Origin of the sequence: Bacillus sp. NSP9.1 (genome assembly GCF_000465465.2) — a bacterium.
Lineage (GTDB): Bacteria > Bacillota > Bacilli > Bacillales > Bacillaceae > Bacillus > Bacillus sonorensis_A.
Map to the genome: position 1 here is coordinate 805,924 of NZ_CP048273.1, position 17,707 is coordinate 823,630.

17 protein-coding genes are annotated in these 17,707 nt (G+C 48.1%); 11 read left to right on the forward strand and 6 right to left on the reverse strand.

The window, feature by feature from the left end; translation table 11 throughout:
• The first annotated feature begins 7 nt into the window (after positions 1-7).
• Both M654_RS03945 and M654_RS03950 read left to right on the forward strand, forming a co-directional pair.
• On the forward strand, positions 8-1,153 hold the full coding sequence (locus M654_RS03945) for a DegT/DnrJ/EryC1/StrS family aminotransferase (RefSeq protein ID WP_026588842.1): 1,146 nt from the start codon (positions 8-10) through the stop codon (positions 1,151-1,153).
• 10 nt (positions 1,154-1,163) lie between these two features.
• Complete coding sequence (locus M654_RS03950) at positions 1,164-2,135, forward strand: polysaccharide pyruvyl transferase family protein (RefSeq protein ID WP_026588841.1); 972 nt, start codon at positions 1,164-1,166, stop codon at positions 2,133-2,135.
• A gap of 16 nt (positions 2,136-2,151) precedes the next feature.
• Here the strand turns inward: M654_RS03950 and yvfG are convergent, their stop codons facing one another.
• Positions 2,152-2,367 carry a protein YvfG gene (yvfG, locus tag M654_RS03955; protein ID WP_026588840.1) on the reverse strand — a complete coding sequence of 72 codons (216 nt, stop codon included), beginning with the start codon at positions 2,365-2,367 and terminating at the stop codon, positions 2,152-2,154.
• Positions 2,368-2,441: 74 nt separating this feature from the next.
• Between yvfG and rpoN the strand changes: the two genes are divergently transcribed.
• Positions 2,442-3,734, forward strand: a complete 1,293-nt coding sequence (gene rpoN, locus M654_RS03960) for an RNA polymerase factor sigma-54 (RefSeq protein ID WP_026588839.1) — start codon at positions 2,442-2,444, stop codon at positions 3,732-3,734.
• Positions 3,735-3,764: 30 nt separating this feature from the next.
• On the opposite strand, the gene M654_RS03965 is transcribed toward rpoN, so the two are convergent.
• Positions 3,765-5,453: an L-lactate permease gene (locus M654_RS03965; protein ID WP_026588838.1), complete on the reverse strand. Its 1,689-nt coding sequence runs from the start codon at positions 5,451-5,453 to the stop codon at positions 3,765-3,767.
• Between the two features lie 191 nt (positions 5,454-5,644).
• Here M654_RS03965 and M654_RS03970 point away from each other — a divergent pair, with 191 nt between their 5' ends.
• From M654_RS03970 to M654_RS03985, 4 genes are all read left to right on the forward strand, one after another.
• Complete coding sequence (locus tag M654_RS03970) at positions 5,645-6,385, forward strand: L-lactate utilization/bacilysin biosynthesis transcriptional regulator LutR (protein WP_026588837.1); 741 nt, start codon at positions 5,645-5,647, stop codon at positions 6,383-6,385.
• A gap of 157 nt (positions 6,386-6,542) precedes the next feature.
• Positions 6,543-7,259 carry a (Fe-S)-binding protein gene (locus M654_RS03975; RefSeq protein WP_026588836.1) on the forward strand — a complete coding sequence of 239 codons (717 nt, stop codon included), beginning with the start codon at positions 6,543-6,545 and terminating at the stop codon, positions 7,257-7,259.
• Positions 7,260-7,300: 41 nt separating this feature from the next.
• Positions 7,301-8,728, forward strand: coding sequence for a LutB/LldF family L-lactate oxidation iron-sulfur protein (locus tag M654_RS03980; RefSeq protein ID WP_026588835.1), 1,428 nt, complete (start codon positions 7,301-7,303; stop codon positions 8,726-8,728).
• Complete coding sequence (locus M654_RS03985; RefSeq protein WP_026588834.1) at positions 8,725-9,435, forward strand: LutC/YkgG family protein; 711 nt, start codon at positions 8,725-8,727, stop codon at positions 9,433-9,435. Before M654_RS03980 ends, M654_RS03985 begins: the two co-directional genes overlap by 4 nt.
• A gap of 340 nt (positions 9,436-9,775) precedes the next feature.
• Here the strand turns inward: M654_RS03985 and M654_RS24280 are convergent, their stop codons facing one another.
• Positions 9,776-9,889: a CocE/NonD family hydrolase C-terminal non-catalytic domain-containing protein gene (locus M654_RS24280; protein ID WP_372708937.1), complete on the reverse strand. Its 114-nt coding sequence runs from the start codon at positions 9,887-9,889 to the stop codon at positions 9,776-9,778.
• Positions 9,890-10,454: 565 nt separating this feature from the next.
• On the opposite strand from M654_RS24280, the gene M654_RS04000 reads away from it, so the two are divergent.
• Together M654_RS04000 and M654_RS04005 are read left to right on the forward strand one after the other, a co-directional pair.
• Entirely contained in the window at positions 10,455-11,144 is a 690-nt protein-coding gene (locus M654_RS04000; protein ID WP_026588832.1) for an ABC transporter permease, read from the forward strand.
• Positions 11,144-12,076, forward strand: coding sequence for an ABC transporter ATP-binding protein (locus tag M654_RS04005; RefSeq protein ID WP_026588831.1), 933 nt, complete (start codon positions 11,144-11,146; stop codon positions 12,074-12,076). The genes M654_RS04000 and M654_RS04005 overlap by 1 nt, the downstream gene beginning before the upstream one ends.
• A gap of 89 nt (positions 12,077-12,165) precedes the next feature.
• Here the strand turns inward: M654_RS04005 and M654_RS04010 are convergent, their stop codons facing one another.
• Entirely contained in the window at positions 12,166-13,041 is an 876-nt protein-coding gene (locus M654_RS04010) for a LysR family transcriptional regulator (protein ID WP_026588830.1), read from the reverse strand.
• A gap of 128 nt (positions 13,042-13,169) precedes the next feature.
• Between M654_RS04010 and M654_RS04015 the strand changes: the two genes are divergently transcribed.
• Positions 13,170-13,676 (forward strand): YbhB/YbcL family Raf kinase inhibitor-like protein, encoded by a 507-nt coding sequence (locus M654_RS04015; protein ID WP_026588829.1) that lies wholly within the window; start codon positions 13,170-13,172, stop codon positions 13,674-13,676.
• A gap of 49 nt (positions 13,677-13,725) precedes the next feature.
• Here M654_RS04015 and M654_RS04020 read toward each other — a convergent pair whose 3' ends face one another.
• Positions 13,726-16,581: a S8 family serine peptidase gene (locus M654_RS04020; RefSeq protein WP_051290435.1), complete on the reverse strand. Its 2,856-nt coding sequence runs from the start codon at positions 16,579-16,581 to the stop codon at positions 13,726-13,728.
• Between the two features lie 282 nt (positions 16,582-16,863).
• Between M654_RS04020 and M654_RS04025 the strand changes: the two genes are divergently transcribed.
• Entirely contained in the window at positions 16,864-17,181 is a 318-nt protein-coding gene (locus M654_RS04025) for an MFS transporter (RefSeq protein WP_026588828.1), read from the forward strand.
• 51 nt (positions 17,182-17,232) lie between these two features.
• Here M654_RS04025 and M654_RS04030 read toward each other — a convergent pair whose 3' ends face one another.
• Positions 17,233-17,706, reverse strand: coding sequence for a hypothetical protein (locus M654_RS04030; protein ID WP_026588827.1), 474 nt, complete (start codon positions 17,704-17,706; stop codon positions 17,233-17,235).
• Between the last annotated feature and the right edge of the window lies 1 nt (position 17,707).

The following is a 17,707-nucleotide window of genomic DNA, read 5'->3' on the forward strand; positions in this document are numbered from 1 at the left end:
GAAAAATATGAGTCAGAACAAGCGAATTTATTTATCGCCGCCGCATATGGGCGGGGAAGAAGAGCGCTATGTCGCCGAAGCGTTTCGGACAAACTGGATCGCGCCGCTTGGCCCCCTCGTCGATCAATTTGAAGAAAAACTTGCCGCTTATGCGGGTACGGCCGGGGCTGCAGCGGTCAGCTCGGGTACGGCCGCGATTCACCTTGCGCTCAAGTTATTGGGAGTCGGAAAGGGCGATACCGTATTTTGTTCTTCTTTTACATTTGTCGCCAGCGCCAACCCGATTTTGTATGAGCAGGCCGAGCCGGTGTTTATCGATTCCGAAAGAGACACATGGAACATGTCGCCTATAGCGCTGGAGCGCGCCCTTGATGAGGCGGAGCGTACGAGAAATCTTCCGAAAGCCGTCATCGTTGTCAATCTATACGGTCAGAGCGCCAAAATGGACGAAATCATCGCCATTTGCGACAAATATGCGGTGCCCGTCATTGAAGATGCGGCAGAATCCCTCGGATCAGAGTATCAAGGAAGAAAGAGCGGAACATTTGGCCGCTTTGGCATATACTCGTTCAACGGCAATAAGATCATCACGACCTCGGGCGGCGGGATGCTTGTCAGCGATGACGAAGACGCTTTGGCAAAAGCGCGCTTTTTAGCTACTCAGGCCCGGGAGAAGGCGATCCATTACCAGCATGAAAAAGCGGGCTACAATTACCGGATGAGCAATGTGCTTGCCGGAATCGGCATCGCCCAGCTCGCCGTATTGGATGACAGAGTGAACGCCAGACGCGCCGTTTTCAAGCGCTATCAGGAGGCGCTCTCTGAGATGGACGGTGTAGACTTCATGCCTGAGCTCGGCATGTCAAACCGCTGGCTGACGACATTGACATTTGATGAAAAGAAAATTCAAACATCACCAGCGGAGCTCATCGAACAGCTGGCCGCTGAAAATATTGAAGCGCGCCCGTTATGGAAACCGCTGCACCAACAGCCGCTTTTTCATGGCGCTTCCTATTATCCGCATGATGAAAGCGAATCTGTCAGCGACGATTTATTCCGCAGAGGGCTTTGTCTGCCGTCAGGCTCAAATCTGACACATGAGGAACAAGACCGGATCATTCAGCTTCTGATCGACCGGATCAAATACAAATGAGGTGCTAATCATGGCGATTACATATTCCATGGACAGCTTGAAAGATAAGCTGGCCGACATTTTGGATGTCATTCCGAGGCACTCGGAAGTCGTTTATTTGGACTACCCGCTTTACGGGAATGTTGGCGACTTATTGATCATGAAAGGAACGGAAGCTTTTTTTCAAGCATACGGGATTCAGGTTCGCGAAAGATGGAACGCAGAAAACTTCGCCTGCGGCCGTAAAATTCCCAAGCATGCGATCATTGTCTGCCAAGGCGGCGGCAACTTCGGCGATTTGTACCCCCACTTTCAGCAATTCAGGGAGCGGGTTATCGAGCACTATCCGGACAACCGGATCGTGATTCTGCCGCAGTCTATTTATTACGAAAAGGAAGAAAACATCAAACGGACGCGGGACATTTTAACACCGCATCCCGACCTCCACTTATTCGCCAGGGAAACGGCGTCATTCCAATTTGCGGCTGAGCACTTCGGCATCAAGAATCTCAGAATGATGCCGGATATGGCCCATCAGCTCTGGCCGATCGCCCCTTCTGAAAAGCCGTCGGCATCTGTGCTGCGGTTGATCAGAACGGATAAAGAAGCAAACAGCAGCTTACAAACGGCGGGAGAGCCTGACACGTATGACTGGAACGTGATTTTATCAGACCGTGACAAGCGGGGGATCAAACGGCTGCAAACATTAAATATTCTCAACAAAAAAGCGGGCAATCCGCTGCCGATTGCTTCTTATTGGAGACGCTATTCCGACAGCCTCGTCAGCAAATCGGTCCGTTTTTTCAGCCGCTATGAATCAGTCATCACATCAAGGCTGCACGGCCATATTTTATCGTGCCTCCTGGACAAGCAAAACGTCGTCATCGACAACTCTTACGGGAAAAACGCGAACTATTACAATACATGGATGAAACACATCCCGAACACAGAGCTGATTCAGAAAAACGAATCGGAAATAGAAAAGCCGCCTGTTCATGTGTAACAGACGGCTTTCCCCATTATGCTTCTCCGCGCTTTACCTTGTTATAGGCTTCATCCAAATGCTGAATCCGTTTTAAGACAACGGCGTTTTTTGTCAGCTGATCCTGCACAAGTGTTGAAACGACCGAGCGGTAATAGCTGTTCATCGCATGGATCTTATCCTCATTCGGGTTCATTTCAATATGGGTTTTAAAGTTTTCGATAAAATACGGTACTGAAAAAAGTTCTGTCAATGAAAACACTCCTTTTTATGTCTATACGGTACGGAACCGATCGTGTAAACTATAAGTGGGAGGGGGAGAAGATGATGAAATTGCATGTACAGCAGCAGCAAACGGTAAAACTTCATTTGACACAGGGGCTTACACAAGCCATTCAATTGCTGCAGTATTCCTTGGCTGAACTAAACAGCCGGCTTGATGAGCTCTCACTGGAAAACCCTCTTATCGAACGGAAAGACACCGATATTCCCCGATCATTTTACCATAAAACCAATCACCAATTACAACGAGACTCCGGGACGGCGCATGAGGATTTGCAAGGCGCGTTAAAGCGGCAGGCGCTCGACTTGCAATTGTCAGACCGGGAAAAGCGCATTTTCGGCTACTTGGTTGAATCGCTTGATTCAAACGGGTATGTCAATGAACAGCTTACCTTTATCGCCTCCGCCCTGTCTGTGCCCGGAGAGGAAGTGGAAACCGTTCTGGCGAAGCTGCAGACACTTGAACCGGCCGGAGTCGGAGCGCGTTCTTTAAAGGAATGCATTCTCATTCAATTAAGGCGCCTCCCAAGGCAGACGGCGGATGCTGAGAACGTCATTTCCGGCTATTTCGAACTTTTTGCCAAAAAGGCATGGAAGGAGCTTTCCGCGAGAACGGGCCTTTCCCTTTCACAGCTTCAGGATATTCAGGATCTTGTCGCAGAACTGTCTCCGAGGCCCGGTTTGCTTTACGAAGCTGAGGAGCGGAACGTCTATATTGAGCCTGATGTGATCATTTACATTCAGGACGGAGCATTGAGTTTGGAGCTCAGCAGCCGCTCGTTTCCGGACATCCAGCTTAATTCATTTTACGAGCCAATGCTCAAAGCACGGACCAATGATGATACAGCCGCTTTTTTATCAGACAAATACAGTCAGTGGAAATGGCTTGATCATGCCCTCAGGCAAAGAAGGGAAACGATGAAAAGGGTGATGGGGGAGATCCTCGTTCGTCAAAAAGATTATTTTCTCAAAGGGAAAGAAAAGATACAGCCCTTGACATTAAAGGATGTCGCCGATGTCCTCGGCATTCATGAATCCACGGTGAGCCGGGCGGTGAAAGGGAAATTTGTGCAGACACCGTATGAGCTCTGTGAACTGAAACGGTTTTTTTCGGCAAAAGTGAAGGATGTCTCAGACGGCCATACGTCAAGCCATACGGTCAAAGTGCAGCTCCGTCGTCTGATCGAAGAGGAAAATAAAATGAAACCGCTTTCTGACCAAAAGCTGGCTGACCTGCTCAAAGAACAGCACGGCATCGTCATCTCCCGGCGAACGGTCGCCAAATACAGAGATCAGCTCAACATCTTGCCTTCATCCGTGAGAAAACGCTATGAATAGAGGCCGTCCGGCAATGCCGGCGGCCTTTTTTTACGGGATCATCCAGGAAAACAGATGATGCTGCAAAAATGTGATGATACAGACAAGGAACAAGAGAAATAAGCTGTGCTTCAATGTAAAGCGGAGCAGATCGGATTCTTTTCCCGCGAGTCCGACAGCCGCGCAGGCAACCGCAATCGATTGCGGGGATATCATTTTTCCGGTGACACCTCCTGAGGAATTGGCCGCCACCGCCAGGACGGGCTCCATTCCGACCGATGTTGCGGTGACTTTTTGCAGACTGCCAAACAACAGGTTCGCTGAAGTATCCGAGCCTGTGATGAAGACCCCGAGCCAGCCGAGCACGGGAGAGAAAAACGAAAACATCGCACCCGTCATCGCCAGTGACATGCCGAGCGTTGTGCTCATCCCGGAAGAATTGGTGACATAGGCGAAGCCCACGACGGAAGCGATCGTCAAAACGGGCTTGCCAAGCTCTGTCAGCGTTTCGGCAAACACCTGCCCCCAGTCTTTCCAGGTGATTGCAAGCACAAACTTTGCCAGCACGGCCGCAAGCAGAATCGCCGTACCCGCCGATCCGAGCAGTTCAAGTTTAAAAAGAGCCTCAATCGGCTCTCCAGATGAGCCGATGATTTGATTGTGCAGGAAAGGCACACCTGGTGCGAATGACAGCCGTCCGCCGATTTCATTTAAAAGCAGCAGCACTGGATTTGCCCCTTGATAATGCCCGACGAGCGCCTGCTTCACGGAAGGAATCCCCCAAAGGGAAACCATGGCGGTCAACAATAAAAACGGTGTCCATGCCTTGAAAATTTGCCCCGGTGAATAGGCAGCCGCCTGATCTCTTGACTGCGATTCTGCGGCAGCCGCCGCTTCCTTCTCGTGCGGAAATTTGAATGGCGTTTTCGGCTTCCAAAACTTTAAGAACACGGCAAGGGCGATAAGCGAAACGATCGCCGACAAAATATCCGGGAGCTCCGGTCCCAGGAAGTTTGAGCTGAGATATTGGGTTACCGCAAACGAAATGCCCGACACGAAAATCGCCGGCAGCACTTCAAAAGATCTGCGAAATCCGCTCATGATCACGATCAAATAAAACGGAATAAAAACAGATAAAAACGGAAGCTGGCGCCCGACCATTTTTGAAATGTCCATCGCCGGAATGCCGGTCGGACCCTCCACCGCAATAATCGGTATGCCAATCGCGCCGAAGGCCACAGGCGCCGTATTGGCGATTAAACAGAGGCCTGCCGCATATAAAGGATTGAAACCGAGACCTGCTAGCAGTGCCGCCGAAATGGCGACCGGCGCTCCAAAACCTGCCGCCCCTTCTAAAAACGCGCCGAATGAAAACGCTATCAAAAGTGCTTGCAAACGACGGTCATCTGTAATCGAGAGCACCGAGTGCCGAATGATTTCAAATTGCCCGCTTTTAACGGTCAGCTTGTACAAAAAAACAGATGTGATGATGATCCAGCCGATCGGCAAAAGTCCATAAACTGCGCCCTGTGACGCCGACATGACCGCTTTCTCCGCAGGCATGCCGTAAACGAAAACGGCCAGCGCCAATGCGATCAGCAAGGTCGTCAAGCCGGCCATATGCCCCTTCATTCGTTTGACGGCCAAAGCCCAGAAAAAATACAAAATCGGGATAAGCGCCGCAAGTGAAGACAGCAGCAAACTGTTTCCCAAGGGTGTATACTCTTGTGTCCATCCCATTTTTATTCCCCCTTTGTTTTAGTCATCTGATGACATGATGACAAGACCAATCATTTAGCATTATATTTCTGAATCTTCAAAATTACAATCTTTTTTTTTGCATGGCGCCCAAGCTATATGTTCCGGACGCAAAGAACGGTATAATAAGAAAAATGACGCATCATGCCCAGTCTGTCTACGAGGTGAAGAAATTGAAATACAAGCAAATCAAGACGAAAAAAATATACGAAGAAGTGGCGGAAGCCCTTCTTGAATCGATCAAAAACGGGGAGCTCCAGCCGGGTGATCAGCTAGATTCCGTTCAGTCGCTCGCCGACAGCTTTCAAGTCAGCCGTTCGGCCGTCAGGGAAGCGCTGTCAGCCTTAAAAGCGATGGGAATGGTAGAGATGAGACAGGGGGAAGGCACCTATGTGAAAAGGTTTGAACCTGAACAGATTTCGATCCCTCTTTCTGCCGCACTGCTGATGAAAAAGAAGGATGTCGCAGAGCTTCTTGAAGTCCGCAAAATTCTGGAAATCGGCGTTGTTTCCGGTGCGGCGCAAAAACGCACGGAAGAGGATCTGGAAAATATGCGCACGGCGCTCGAGGATATGAAGCTGGCCGACGGCAACGACGAACTCGGCGAAAAAGCGGATTTTGCCTTTCATTTGGCGCTTGCCGGTGCATCGCAAAACGATCTCCTGAAAGGCTTGATGAATCATGTATCATCCCTTTTGATCGAAACGATGAGAGAAACGCGCAAAATCTGGCTGTTTTCCAAAAAAACATCTGTAAAGCGCCTTTATGAAGAGCACGAGGCTATCTACGAAGCCGTAAAAGAAAAGGACGGCGAAAAAGCGGAACAGGCGATGCTCAACCATCTGACAAACGTCGAAAAGGTGCTCTCCGCCTACTTTGAAGAAACAAAACAGGCCGACGAATCAGGTATTTGAAAGCAGGCGGAAGCCTGCTTTTCATGGATAGGCCCTCTATGATAACGAATAAGAAACCCCTTTCAAAAAATGTTCACAAGTTGTAAGATGAAGAAAGAGGGTTTTTTACCCAAGTCATCAGATGACCTGATAAATGAGGTCTGGAGAGGGGATCAAGATGAAAGTTTCACTGTTTATCACGTGTTTGGTTGACATGTTTCAGACGAATGTCGGAAAAGCAACCGTTGAACTGCTGGAGCGGCTCGGGTGTGAAGTCGATTTTCCTGAAGGGCAGATCTGCTGCGGGCAGCCGGCTTACAACAGCGGCTATGTCAAAGACTCCAAAAAAGCGATGAGGCGGATGATTGAAACATTTGATGATGCTGAATATGTCGTCAGCCCTTCGGGATCATGCGCTTTCATGTTTAAGGAATATCCGCACCTGTTCCAGGATGAGCCTCTATGGGCGGAAAAGGCGCAGCGGCTTGCTGATAAAACGTATGAGCTGACAGATTTTATCGTCAATGTTTTGAAAATCAACGACGTGGGGGCGAGATTAGAGAAAAAGGCGACTTATCACACATCATGCCATATGACAAGGCTTTTGGGCGTTAAGGACGCGCCGATGAAGCTGTTACAGAATGTGAAAGGGCTTGAATTTACACCGCTGCCGCGCCAACATGACTGCTGCGGATTTGGCGGTACTTTTTCGGTGAAAATGTCGCAAATATCAGAGCAGATGGTTGATGAAAAAGTGGCTTGTGTCGAAGATGCGGGTGCGGAGGTGTTGATCGGGGCCGACTGCGGCTGTCTGATGAATATCGGAGGGCGGATCGGCAGAAAGAATAAGCCGATCGAAGTCATGCACATTGCAGAGGTTTTAAACAGCAGATAACAGATATCCGGTCATTTCACAGATAGAGGGGGACATTGGTCATGGCAATGAAGATCGGAACGGAAACATTTAAAGAACGCGTATCAGATGGGCTTGATAATACGTTTATGAGGGGGGCCGTCTCAAGCGCCCAGGAACGGTTAAGAGCACGGCGGCTTGAGGCGGCAGAAGAGCTCGGAAACTGGGAAGAATGGCGGTCGCTTGCCGAAGAAATCAGGCAGCACGTGCTGGAAAACCTAGACTATTATCTTGAGCAGCTCGCCGACAACGTCGCCAAAAAAGGCGGACACGTTTTCTTTGCCGAGACGGCCGAGGAAGCGACAGGCTACATCCGCGAAGTCGTGAAAAAGAAAAACGGCAAAAAAATCGTCAAGTCAAAATCGATGGTCACGGAAGAAATCAATATGAATGAAGCGCTTGAAAGCGAAGGCTGCGAAGTGGTGGAAACCGATTTGGGAGAGTACATCCTTCAGATTGACGACCATGATCCACCGTCCCATATCGTTGCACCTGCGCTCCATAAAAATAAAGAGCAGATCCGCGATGTCTTTAAAGAGCGGATCGACTACCGCAAAACGGAAAAGCCTGAGGAGCTTGTCATGCACGCGCGGGCCGTTCTCAGAAAAAAATTCCTGGAGGCGGACATCGGCATCACGGGCTGCAATTTTGCGATTGCCGATACAGGGTCTGTCAGCCTTGTCACAAACGAAGGGAACGGACGCCTCGTGACGACCATTCCGAAAACGCAGATTACCGTGATGGGGATGGAGCGAATCGTCCCGTCATTTGACGAGTTTGAAGTGCTTGTCGGAATGCTGACGAGAAGCGCGGTCGGTCAAAGGCTGACAAGCTATATCACAGCATTGACGGGGCCGAAGCTGCCGGACGAAGCGGACGGGCCGGAGGAATTCCACCTCGTGATCGTCGACAACGGGCGTTCGAAAATTCTCGGGACCGACTTTCAATCCGTTCTCCAATGCATCCGCTGTGCGGCCTGCATCAATGTCTGCCCGGTCTACCGCCATGTCGGCGGACATTCCTACGGCTCGATTTATTCCGGGCCGATCGGAGCGGTGCTCTCCCCGCTTCTCGGCGGATACGACGATTACAAAGAACTTCCTTATGCATCATCATTATGTGCGGCCTGCTCTGAAGCCTGTCCTGTCAAAATTCCGCTTCATGAGCTGCTGTTAAAGCACCGGCAGCGGATCGTCGAAAAAGAAGGGCGCGCACCGATTTCCGAAAAGCTGGCGATGAAAGCGTTCGGTCTCGGAACATCGACGCCATCGCTTTATAAAATGGGCTCAAAATGGGCGCCGGCGGCGATGAAGCCGTTTCAAGAAGGCGAAAACATTACGAAGGGTCCGGGACCGCTGAAGCAATGGACGCAAATCCGCGACTTTCCTGCGCCGAACCGATCCAGGTTCCGCGACTGGTTCCAGGACAGACAGAAGGGGGAAGACAGATGACAAACGGAACGATTCAAAACAAGGACAGCTTTTTAAACCGGATTGCGGAACGGCTAGGCCGCAGCAGGCGGACAGCCGGCGTCTCTGTCCCCGATTACGCACATCAGCCGCAGCACCGTGTGTATCAAGGCTTTACACAGGATCAGCTTCTCGGCGTCTTAAAGGAGCATTGCCGGAAGATTCATACGGAACTGCTTGAAACAGATACTCTCGGCCTGTATGAGGCCCTTTATGATCAAGCATCACGATTCGGAGGCGGCCCTGTGATTGTTCCGAAAGACGAGCGTTTTCAAGAATACGGACTGTCAAGCCTTTTAACAGACAGATGGCCGAATGAAGGCACACAAGTATGGGAGTGGAATGCGGCAGCCGGCAGAGAAAATATTCTGCGGGCGGAACAGGCGAACATCGGCATTACATTCAGCGAGGTCACGCTTGCGGAATCCGGAACAGTCGTCCTTTTCAGCTCGAAAGATAAAGGACGCTCGGTGAGCCTCCTGCCAACGACATACATTGCGATCGTTCCAAAGAGCTCGATCGTCCCGAGGATGACACAGGCAAGCCGGATGATCACAGACGGCAAAGTCACACCGTCATGCATCAACTATGTGACGGGACCGAGCAACTCAGCCGATATTGAAATGGACCTTGTTGTCGGTGTCCATGGTCCGGTGAAAGCCGCATATATCGTGGTAACCGACCGCTAGAAACATACCTTCAGAGCATATCAGCCTCTGAAGGTATTTACATCAGGTCAGTTTCTAGGGAATCACAGGGAGAATAATGGCAGACGGGTGCTGCTTGTCATGCAAAATGGTTTGCAATGCTGTTTGAGCATCATCTCTTTGCCCGGCGCCGATATCAAACCCGGTATTGGGATTTCGATCCCAACGTGGAAAATGGCTGCTTGTAACATCCAAGCGGAGTTAAATACATTGCTTGTGGACCACAGATCGATTTCGTCGAGATATGCTTTTCCCGGTTTGATCAGGCTGGGCTTTTCTCCTTCCGAGACATTCCGAAATCGGGCCCGAATGATTCCGTCTGTCAAATTGTATGCCGAGCATCTGGATGCACATCAATTAAGCGGACGACAAAATCAGTATCCGGTGTACTCGATGCAGCCCAGGGCCTGACTTTTACCGGACCCGTCACCTCCATGTTTTCTTCGAGAATAGGTGAGCTGTACACCAGTACATCTTGCCGCTCTTCAATGTCTCTTTGCTCAAAGGCTCCGCTTGTAAAAATCCGGCGGCATCATGATGGCTCCTCTTTTGTAGGAACAGGTTGTAATGGATCGTAGAGAAAACGATCAGGTGTTTCCCGTTCAGGAGGAGTGATACTGCGTGTTCCATCTCCATGACAGGTGTTCGCATGACCGCCGCTATGCAGATAATATGCCGTAACTTCGCGTTTCCAAGTAAATGTCCACAAAAAACCTCATTTCAATGCCCCTTCCCGCATCAAAAAGATCGCTCCTGGAAAATGCCGGAGCGGCTGCTTTAAACGGTTTTGAATTGTGCTCCATTCCCGCCATTGCGTAAATGCGTAATTAGACGAACCTTCCGATCCGCCCGCTGCTGTAAGGAACTTATATACACCTTCCAGCCTGGGGGAAAGTCAAGCTGCAACCGTTTTTCGAACGATTTAAGGTAATGTTAAGGATCAGATTATTTTCCGATAATGTTCGCTTACTATAATGGAGGGAGTGAAGGAGTGACACGTCTTGTGGACAATCTGTCTGAATGAATGTAAAAGTCTTTTTAAAAGTGTAAAATCGCTCATTATGATCGTGCTGATTTTTTGGGTAAGCTATAAAGTTGCCGACCTCATAAAAAGCGCGCCGACCGAGGCTGTTCGGGAAATGGGCCTTGGTGAAAACCCCTACGAAGCCGGAATCTCGGTTATCGTCTTTTTGTTTGGTTTTCTGCTGGTTTCGGGATTGTCCCATGACATGATCAGCCGGGAAGTCCATTCGCGGACGATCAGATTTCTTGTGACCAAAACCTCACACAGCAAAATTATTTTGGGGAAATTTTTGGGTGTCTTATTGTTTTGGTTTCTTTGCATCACGGTATCTTTCATATTGGTGATGATGGTTTCCAAATCTTTTTTGGGGCTGGGGGCTGTTGAATGCATGGCGTTTCTTGCAGCTGCAATCGCTTTAAATCTGCTGTTTTCCGTCATCTTTTCCAAGCCTGGCATGACCATGTTTTTCGCGGTTGTCTTTTCCCTGCTTTTCCCGGCCGTCAGCTATTGGGCGATCAATTCTCAAAACGCGATGATCAGCTGGTTTCAATTTGTGACACCCTATTATTATTCCGATCTTGGGGGCTGCTTCAGCCTGATCAACTTAGTTTACGCCGCCGTGGCTTTGTCCGGGGCCATCGTGATCTTGAAAAGGAGAGACCTATAATGAATGTGGTGATCGAGGCAAACGGATTGACGAAAAGCTACGGGGCGAAAACGGTCGTCAACAAGGTCGATCTGCAAGTGGAAAAAGGCGAGATTTACGGATTTCTAGGCCGCAATGGCGCGGGGAAATCGACATTTATGAATATGATCACCGGCATCACTCAGCCGTCTGCGGGAAGCTTTCGATTATTAAACGAATCTTCGCTTGAAAAAGTGAAGCACCGGATTGGCGTGCTGCCGGACTATTCCATGTTTTATGATTCGCTGACAGCGGTCGGCCACTTGAAATATTTCGCCAAGCTCAACGGATGCAGGGCATCAACAAAGCGGTGCGAAACCGTTTTGGAAAGGGTTGGTCTCTTGGAAGACGGGTATAAAAAAGCGGGCCGTTTTTCATTCGGCATGAAGAAAAAGCTAGGCATTGCCCAGGCTATAATTCATGATCCTGAGCTGATCTTTTTGGATGAACCGACCTCCGGTGTTGATGCCGAATCGGCTCTCTATATACATAAACTACTTATCGATCTGCAAAAAGAGGGAAAAACGATATTCATGACTTCTCATAATCTTTATGAGATCGAGAAAATGTGTACAAGAATCGCAATTATGAAGAACGGAAGCATTTTAAAAGAAGGTACGATTGATGAGTTACGGAAACACTTCATGTCGAACATTTCCGTTCAGATTCGCCATTCGGATATTCCTGATCAGCATTTCGGTCTGATCAACGGCTTCCTCGAATCAGCCGGGGAACAGCTTGAATACCGCGGTCGTGAAATCTCGATTATCGTAAATTCGGAGGAAAAAATTCCGGCTATCGTCAGAGTATTGACCAACTGCAAGGTGGGCATTTACAGAATTCATGTCGATGAACCGTCGCTTGAAGAGATTTTTTTGGATGACACTGAGAAGAGCAGTGTGTCGTCGATATGAATTTAAAAAGACCCTGAAGTGTTTTTCAGGGTCTTTTTGATGTCGTATCCGTTGATCTATGGCCTGAAAGGATGGCTCCAACCGGCAGATTAAATCTGTTCACGTTTCATAAAATCATCCAGCATGGCGTGAAATTGTCTGATATGTCCGCTGTTTCTTTTCCACATGATATAGGTTTTGGAAGCGGGCAATTTGATGTTTGGTATATCGACCGTGATCAGTCTTTTTTCATTTTGATCATGCTTAATCATATATGCCGGCAGGAATGATGCGCCGATTCCCGCCTTCACCATGTGAAGTGCCGCATCAATTTGTCCGGCGGACATCGTTTGTACGCCTGGGTAATGCACAAGAATGGTCCTTAACAGATCATCCCCTGTGGAAGAGTGATCATGCGTCAGCAGCCTGTAGCGGCTGAAAATGGTGCCGGCATTAGCAGGGCCGGTTTCTTGATACGGGGCGGCAAGGCATAGTGTTCCTTCGCATATGTGCTGATAGTAAAGACTGTTAGTATTTGGGTCGTTTCGCGATATTCCGATATCAGCTTTATTGTCTTCAACTGCTTTTTTGATGTCATCTGCCTCGGCCACAATGGTTGAAATCTCCATATCCGGCTGTTTTTCGATAAAAGCCGGCAAAAACCGGGGCAATATATAGGAAGCGATGTAGGGATGTACTGCCAATCTAATCATGCGGCTGTAGCCCTGCTTCCATTGAGCCACCTTCTGCCTTCCCGAATTGTACACATTCATCATGTCTTTCGCATAAGGCAAAAACAGTCTGCCCTCGTCGGTGAGAACGACACTTCTTCCGGTATGTATAAATAATCTCATATCCAATTCGTTTTCCAATTTTCGAATATGCTGAGAAACGGCAGGCTGGGTCAGGTAAAGCCGTTCAGCCGTTTCTCTGAAATTTTCTGATTCTGCAGCGGCGATAAAAGTCTGCAGCCATTTTAAATCCATGAACATATCTCCTAACAGGTCCCAATCTATAACAAAACATTATCTCAAAAAAGCCGTTTACTTATCAATGATTATACATCGATTCGTTTAATATAAATAGAGAATCAAAAATTGAAAGAAGGATAGACATGAACATTTACGTAGAAGCAAAGCCATATTTGCATGATAAGTATTCTAAATACGCGAAAGATGAATTCAGGAGAAAGGGGCATCCATTTGTTTCATTTCCTATTGGATTTGAACATCTTCCTAAAGGGGCAAAAACGATTGCACTGACATTAATCGATCATGATGCGATTCCTGTATGCGGGTTCAGCTGGATTCATTGGACAGCCGCCAACATTCCAGCGGACATAAGGGAGCTTCCTGAACATGCAAGCGAAGAAAGGCAAGATTTAATGATCCAGGGACAAAACAGCTTCGCCTCTGAGCTTGGGGGAAGCCGGGACCCTAAGATTATTCACCAGTACTGCGGACCGACACCTCCTGACAAGGATCACTTCTATACATTGACAGTGTATGCTCTAGACGCTGAACTGGAGCTAGAAAGAGGATTTTACTTAAATGACCTGTATAGAAAAATCAAAGGACACATTTTAGCCGTGGCAGAACTTGATTTGAAAGCAAGAGTGTAAGAAAAACACTGTTTTCTGAATGCATCAGAAAACAGTGTTTTCATTTTGATTAAGGTAATTTATTCAGCGGTTTCAGCTTGATGTTTTTCCTCGTGTTTTCTCCCAAATTAATCTTAAATTCATACGGGCTGTAGCCTTCCGCAAGCACTCTGATCGTGTAGGCTCCTTGATATGCGTTCAGGTTGTATTCGCCTTTTCCGTTTGTCACAGCAGGGGTGACGGAAGCGTCTTCGATCAGATAGAGGGTGGCGTTTTCAACAGGCTTCCCTGTGACCGCGTCTTTGATCGTCCCGCTGAGCACTCCTTCCTTTGCTTCTTCAAGCATCAAGTTTTCGAGGATCGTGTCTTTTCCCCATCCTAGTTCCACCTTTTTCGTGACGGTTTTATAACCGTATGCTTCGGCTTTAAGTGTATATTCCCCTCCTGTATGCTTCAGGGCGAACTTTCCAGTCTCAGGGTCGGAATAGGTCGATTTTTCGGTTTCAGCGATGCTGACTTTTGCTTGAACAGGGGGGAGCCCTGTCTGAGAATCATTCGGTTTTGGTTGATTCTGTTTTGCCATTTTGGAATTTAAACCTAAACCGCCAAATGGATGATAGAGTTCAACATCATCAAGGTAAAAACCGTCTTTTTGAACGGTGCCGTTTGATACGACTCTCCATTTGATTTCGATGCTTGATGTCCGATATTTATAGCCAGTGAGCGGTATCTCTTCATCAATCCATTTGGATGAAGAGCCGGTGTATGTTTTAACGATTTCCCATTTTGGATCAGGTTCATAAGGTCTAATCATGAGATAAGCGAAGTCTTTGTCATCTTCAAGTTCATACCATGCTTTAAACCTGAGATAGGTTCTTCCTCCCATCGGCAATTCGACGGTCGGCATGTATAAGTCCATTTCGGCATCAGCGTCATAAGGACCATTTAAGTTTGTAGCGAATACCTTTTCACCCGAAGCGGCTGCGTTCGGTCCTGAAGCCGGTGTCCCCCATTCCCAGCTGTTATGCTTTCCTTCGCTGAACCAGCCGTTTGTCCCTGATTCAAAATTTTCTTGATAACCGCCGGTAATCCGGTCGGAAATCGGCAACTCATAAATCTGCGATTCCGTCTTGTTTCCGCTGAAATCAGTTGCGATCCATTTGTAATTTAAGGTTTGGCCGCTTTTTCCAAAAGTGATTTTTGTTTGATATATGTCGATTTGCGCGTTCCCATTTGCCGCATTCACTTCCTCCGTCTTCCATTCAGACATCCCCGCAATTTTATATGCGAGCTCCGCTTTGCTGACGCTTGTGTTGTCTGATATTTGCGCGGTCAGCTGAACAGGACTGTTTTCAAACGCTGCGGTCGGCATTTGATGGGAGATGGACGGCGGCTCCTCGTCAACGCCTTTTTTTCTGACTTCTCCTTTAATGATGGATTTGCTGACATTGTAGGTTAGAAAGACGCTGACTAAGCCATAGCCGTAGCCGTTGTTTGGTGACTCGGAAAATTCATTGTCCGTTAATTTATTTGTATGTTTTGTTAAGATTTCTTTCATTTCATTCGGCGTAACTGTGGCATCGATCTGCTTCAATATGGCCGCCGTTCCCGCAACATGCGCTCCCGCCAGCGCTGTTCCTTTCAATCCTTCTTCGTATGATTGATTTAAAGCGGAGGTGCGGATCTCCTCTCCCGGGGCGGATAGCTCGGGTTTGATTGCTTTGTCAGGGGAAGGCCCCTGTAATGAAAAATCAGACAAGGTCAAATCTCTATTGACAGAGCCGACTGTAAACGCTTCTGGATAGTTGGCTGGACTTGATATTGTTCCGGGGCCGGCGGGATTCTTGTCATCCGCGTCTCCGGCCGCAAATACCGGAAAGATCTCGGCTTCTCTCCAGGTTTTTAAGATGTCCTTGTACCACTCATCAAGGCCTGGGCCTCCGCCCCATGCATTATAGACGACATCAGGGGCAAGTTCAGGATGGGGATTTCCCTCCGCATCTTTCGGGGCTAATATCCATTCGCCCGCCGCTAATAGGTCGGTATCTTTTCCGCTCGCATCCGTAAACGCTTTAACCGCGATCCACTTCGCGCCGGGGGCGACGCCGATTTCGTTGTATCCGTCCGGTTCAGAACCGACCATCGTTCCCATTACTTCGGTTCCGGAACCGATGTCGTCATATGGCGCTTCCCTTCCGTTGACCGCGTCAAACCAGTTCAGCGTATGGCTCGGATCATCGGGATGCTCAGGATCGTATCCTCTGTACTTTTCTTTTAATGCAGGGTGATCCCATTCCACTCCCGAATTGATTGTGGCAACGACTGTACCTGAGCCGTCATAGCCGTGAAGCCACCAAGCTATTTGAGAACCGATTATCTCTATATTCCATTCGATCTCTTTTTTTCGGGGTTCTGATATTTTCGCAGAAGTTTTAATCGGTTTGTACAGCTTTCTCGTTTCATTTGGGAGGATTTTCTCCACTTCATCATAGGCGGCTGCTTTTTCCATGACTTCTTTCGTGCCGTGAACGGCGATCGCGTTAACAATGTAATAGGATCGGATGTGGTCGGCATGACCTTTCTTTTCTTGCGTCTTGAGGAATGTCTTGAGGTTTCTTTGGGTGTCGTCAGCTGTCATGCGAAGGGAAGAAACAATGGCTGAGCGTTTTCGATCTTCTGCTTGGCCGGTGGTTTGTTGATTTTTTTGACTGGTTTCCTTTCCTTTGCTGACGGCTTTTTTAGGATCAGCTTTTTCCTTCAGCTTAATCAGAAAAGTGACTTTTTCGCTTTGTTTAAATTGCGAATAGAGGGTGGCGGAAATCTTTGCTGATGGACGGTCTTTAACCGCAGCTGCAGGTTCTTGCTGAAACATTGCCGCTGTAAGCAACATCATGATGTATAAGATCATAACAGAACGCTTTTTCATGTTTTTGTCCTCCTTTGTCATTTTACAGTTCTAATGTAACCAATGAGATTTGCGAGATTTGTCGTTTTTTGAAAATAAATTCTAAAAATTTACATTATCAAAAGGAATCCTGGCCGCTTGTGAGAAATGATAGATACATTGGTCGAAAAATGATGTTGGAGGAGGGGGCAGATGTGCAAAACAAAAAAACAAGCCTTCTTAACAATAAGAACTACCGCTCTTTATGGATGGGGCAAGCCGGAAGTGTCATGGGGGACTGGTTCAACCAGGTGGCGATGGCCCATGCTTTACTTCATGCGAGTCAGCTCAGGCGTTATCATCCCGCTGGACAGCTATATGCTGCAGACCAACACGAGGGAAGAAGTCCGCGGGCGCGTGTTTTCATTTCATCTTGCAACGTACGGGGGATTTATGCAGCTGTCATATCTCGCTTCAGGCTTTGCTTATGACCAATGGGGAATTCCATTGGTCGGGCTGGTGATAGGGGCGGTTTCATTAATTTGCGGAACTGGCTGGCTGATTCAGTATATGCAAGGAAAGCTGGGACCTGCCGACAGGGCTTATTCCGGCGGGGCTTATCGCCGGGATGTCTCCAAATGAGAAAAACACCCTGTATGTAAAAGGGTGTTTTTTAAAGGGAGCATTCAGGCTTTAATATTTCCACAAAATCGACATGTCGCCGACTGTCTTTTCATCGATCACATTTCCGTCCTTGTCGACCTTGACAAAATATTTTCCTCCATTGGTTACATTTTTGTATTCGGTCTCAGATGTACCGTCATCGTTTTGTTTAAATGTAAATTGCACTTGTGCGATTAATGTGCCGCTGTTGAGGTCGACATAATACGAATCGAAGCTGACATGGCTCCAGTCCTCTTTTTCAGCGGGGATGTCGGAAATGATACCGATTTTTTCTGCGGGATCATTGACGATCACCCCGTAATCCTTTTCTAAGTTTTCGGTTTGAATACCCGCCTCATCGAGTATTTGTTCAATCTGGCTAAATTCTGTGTCAGTCGGTGAAGTATACCGATTTTCAGGGAGGTCTTTCGCAAAGCTGACAGGCGATGAACCGAAGACAAGCGTCATAACGGACAAGAACAACATTAACGAAAGCTTCTTCATG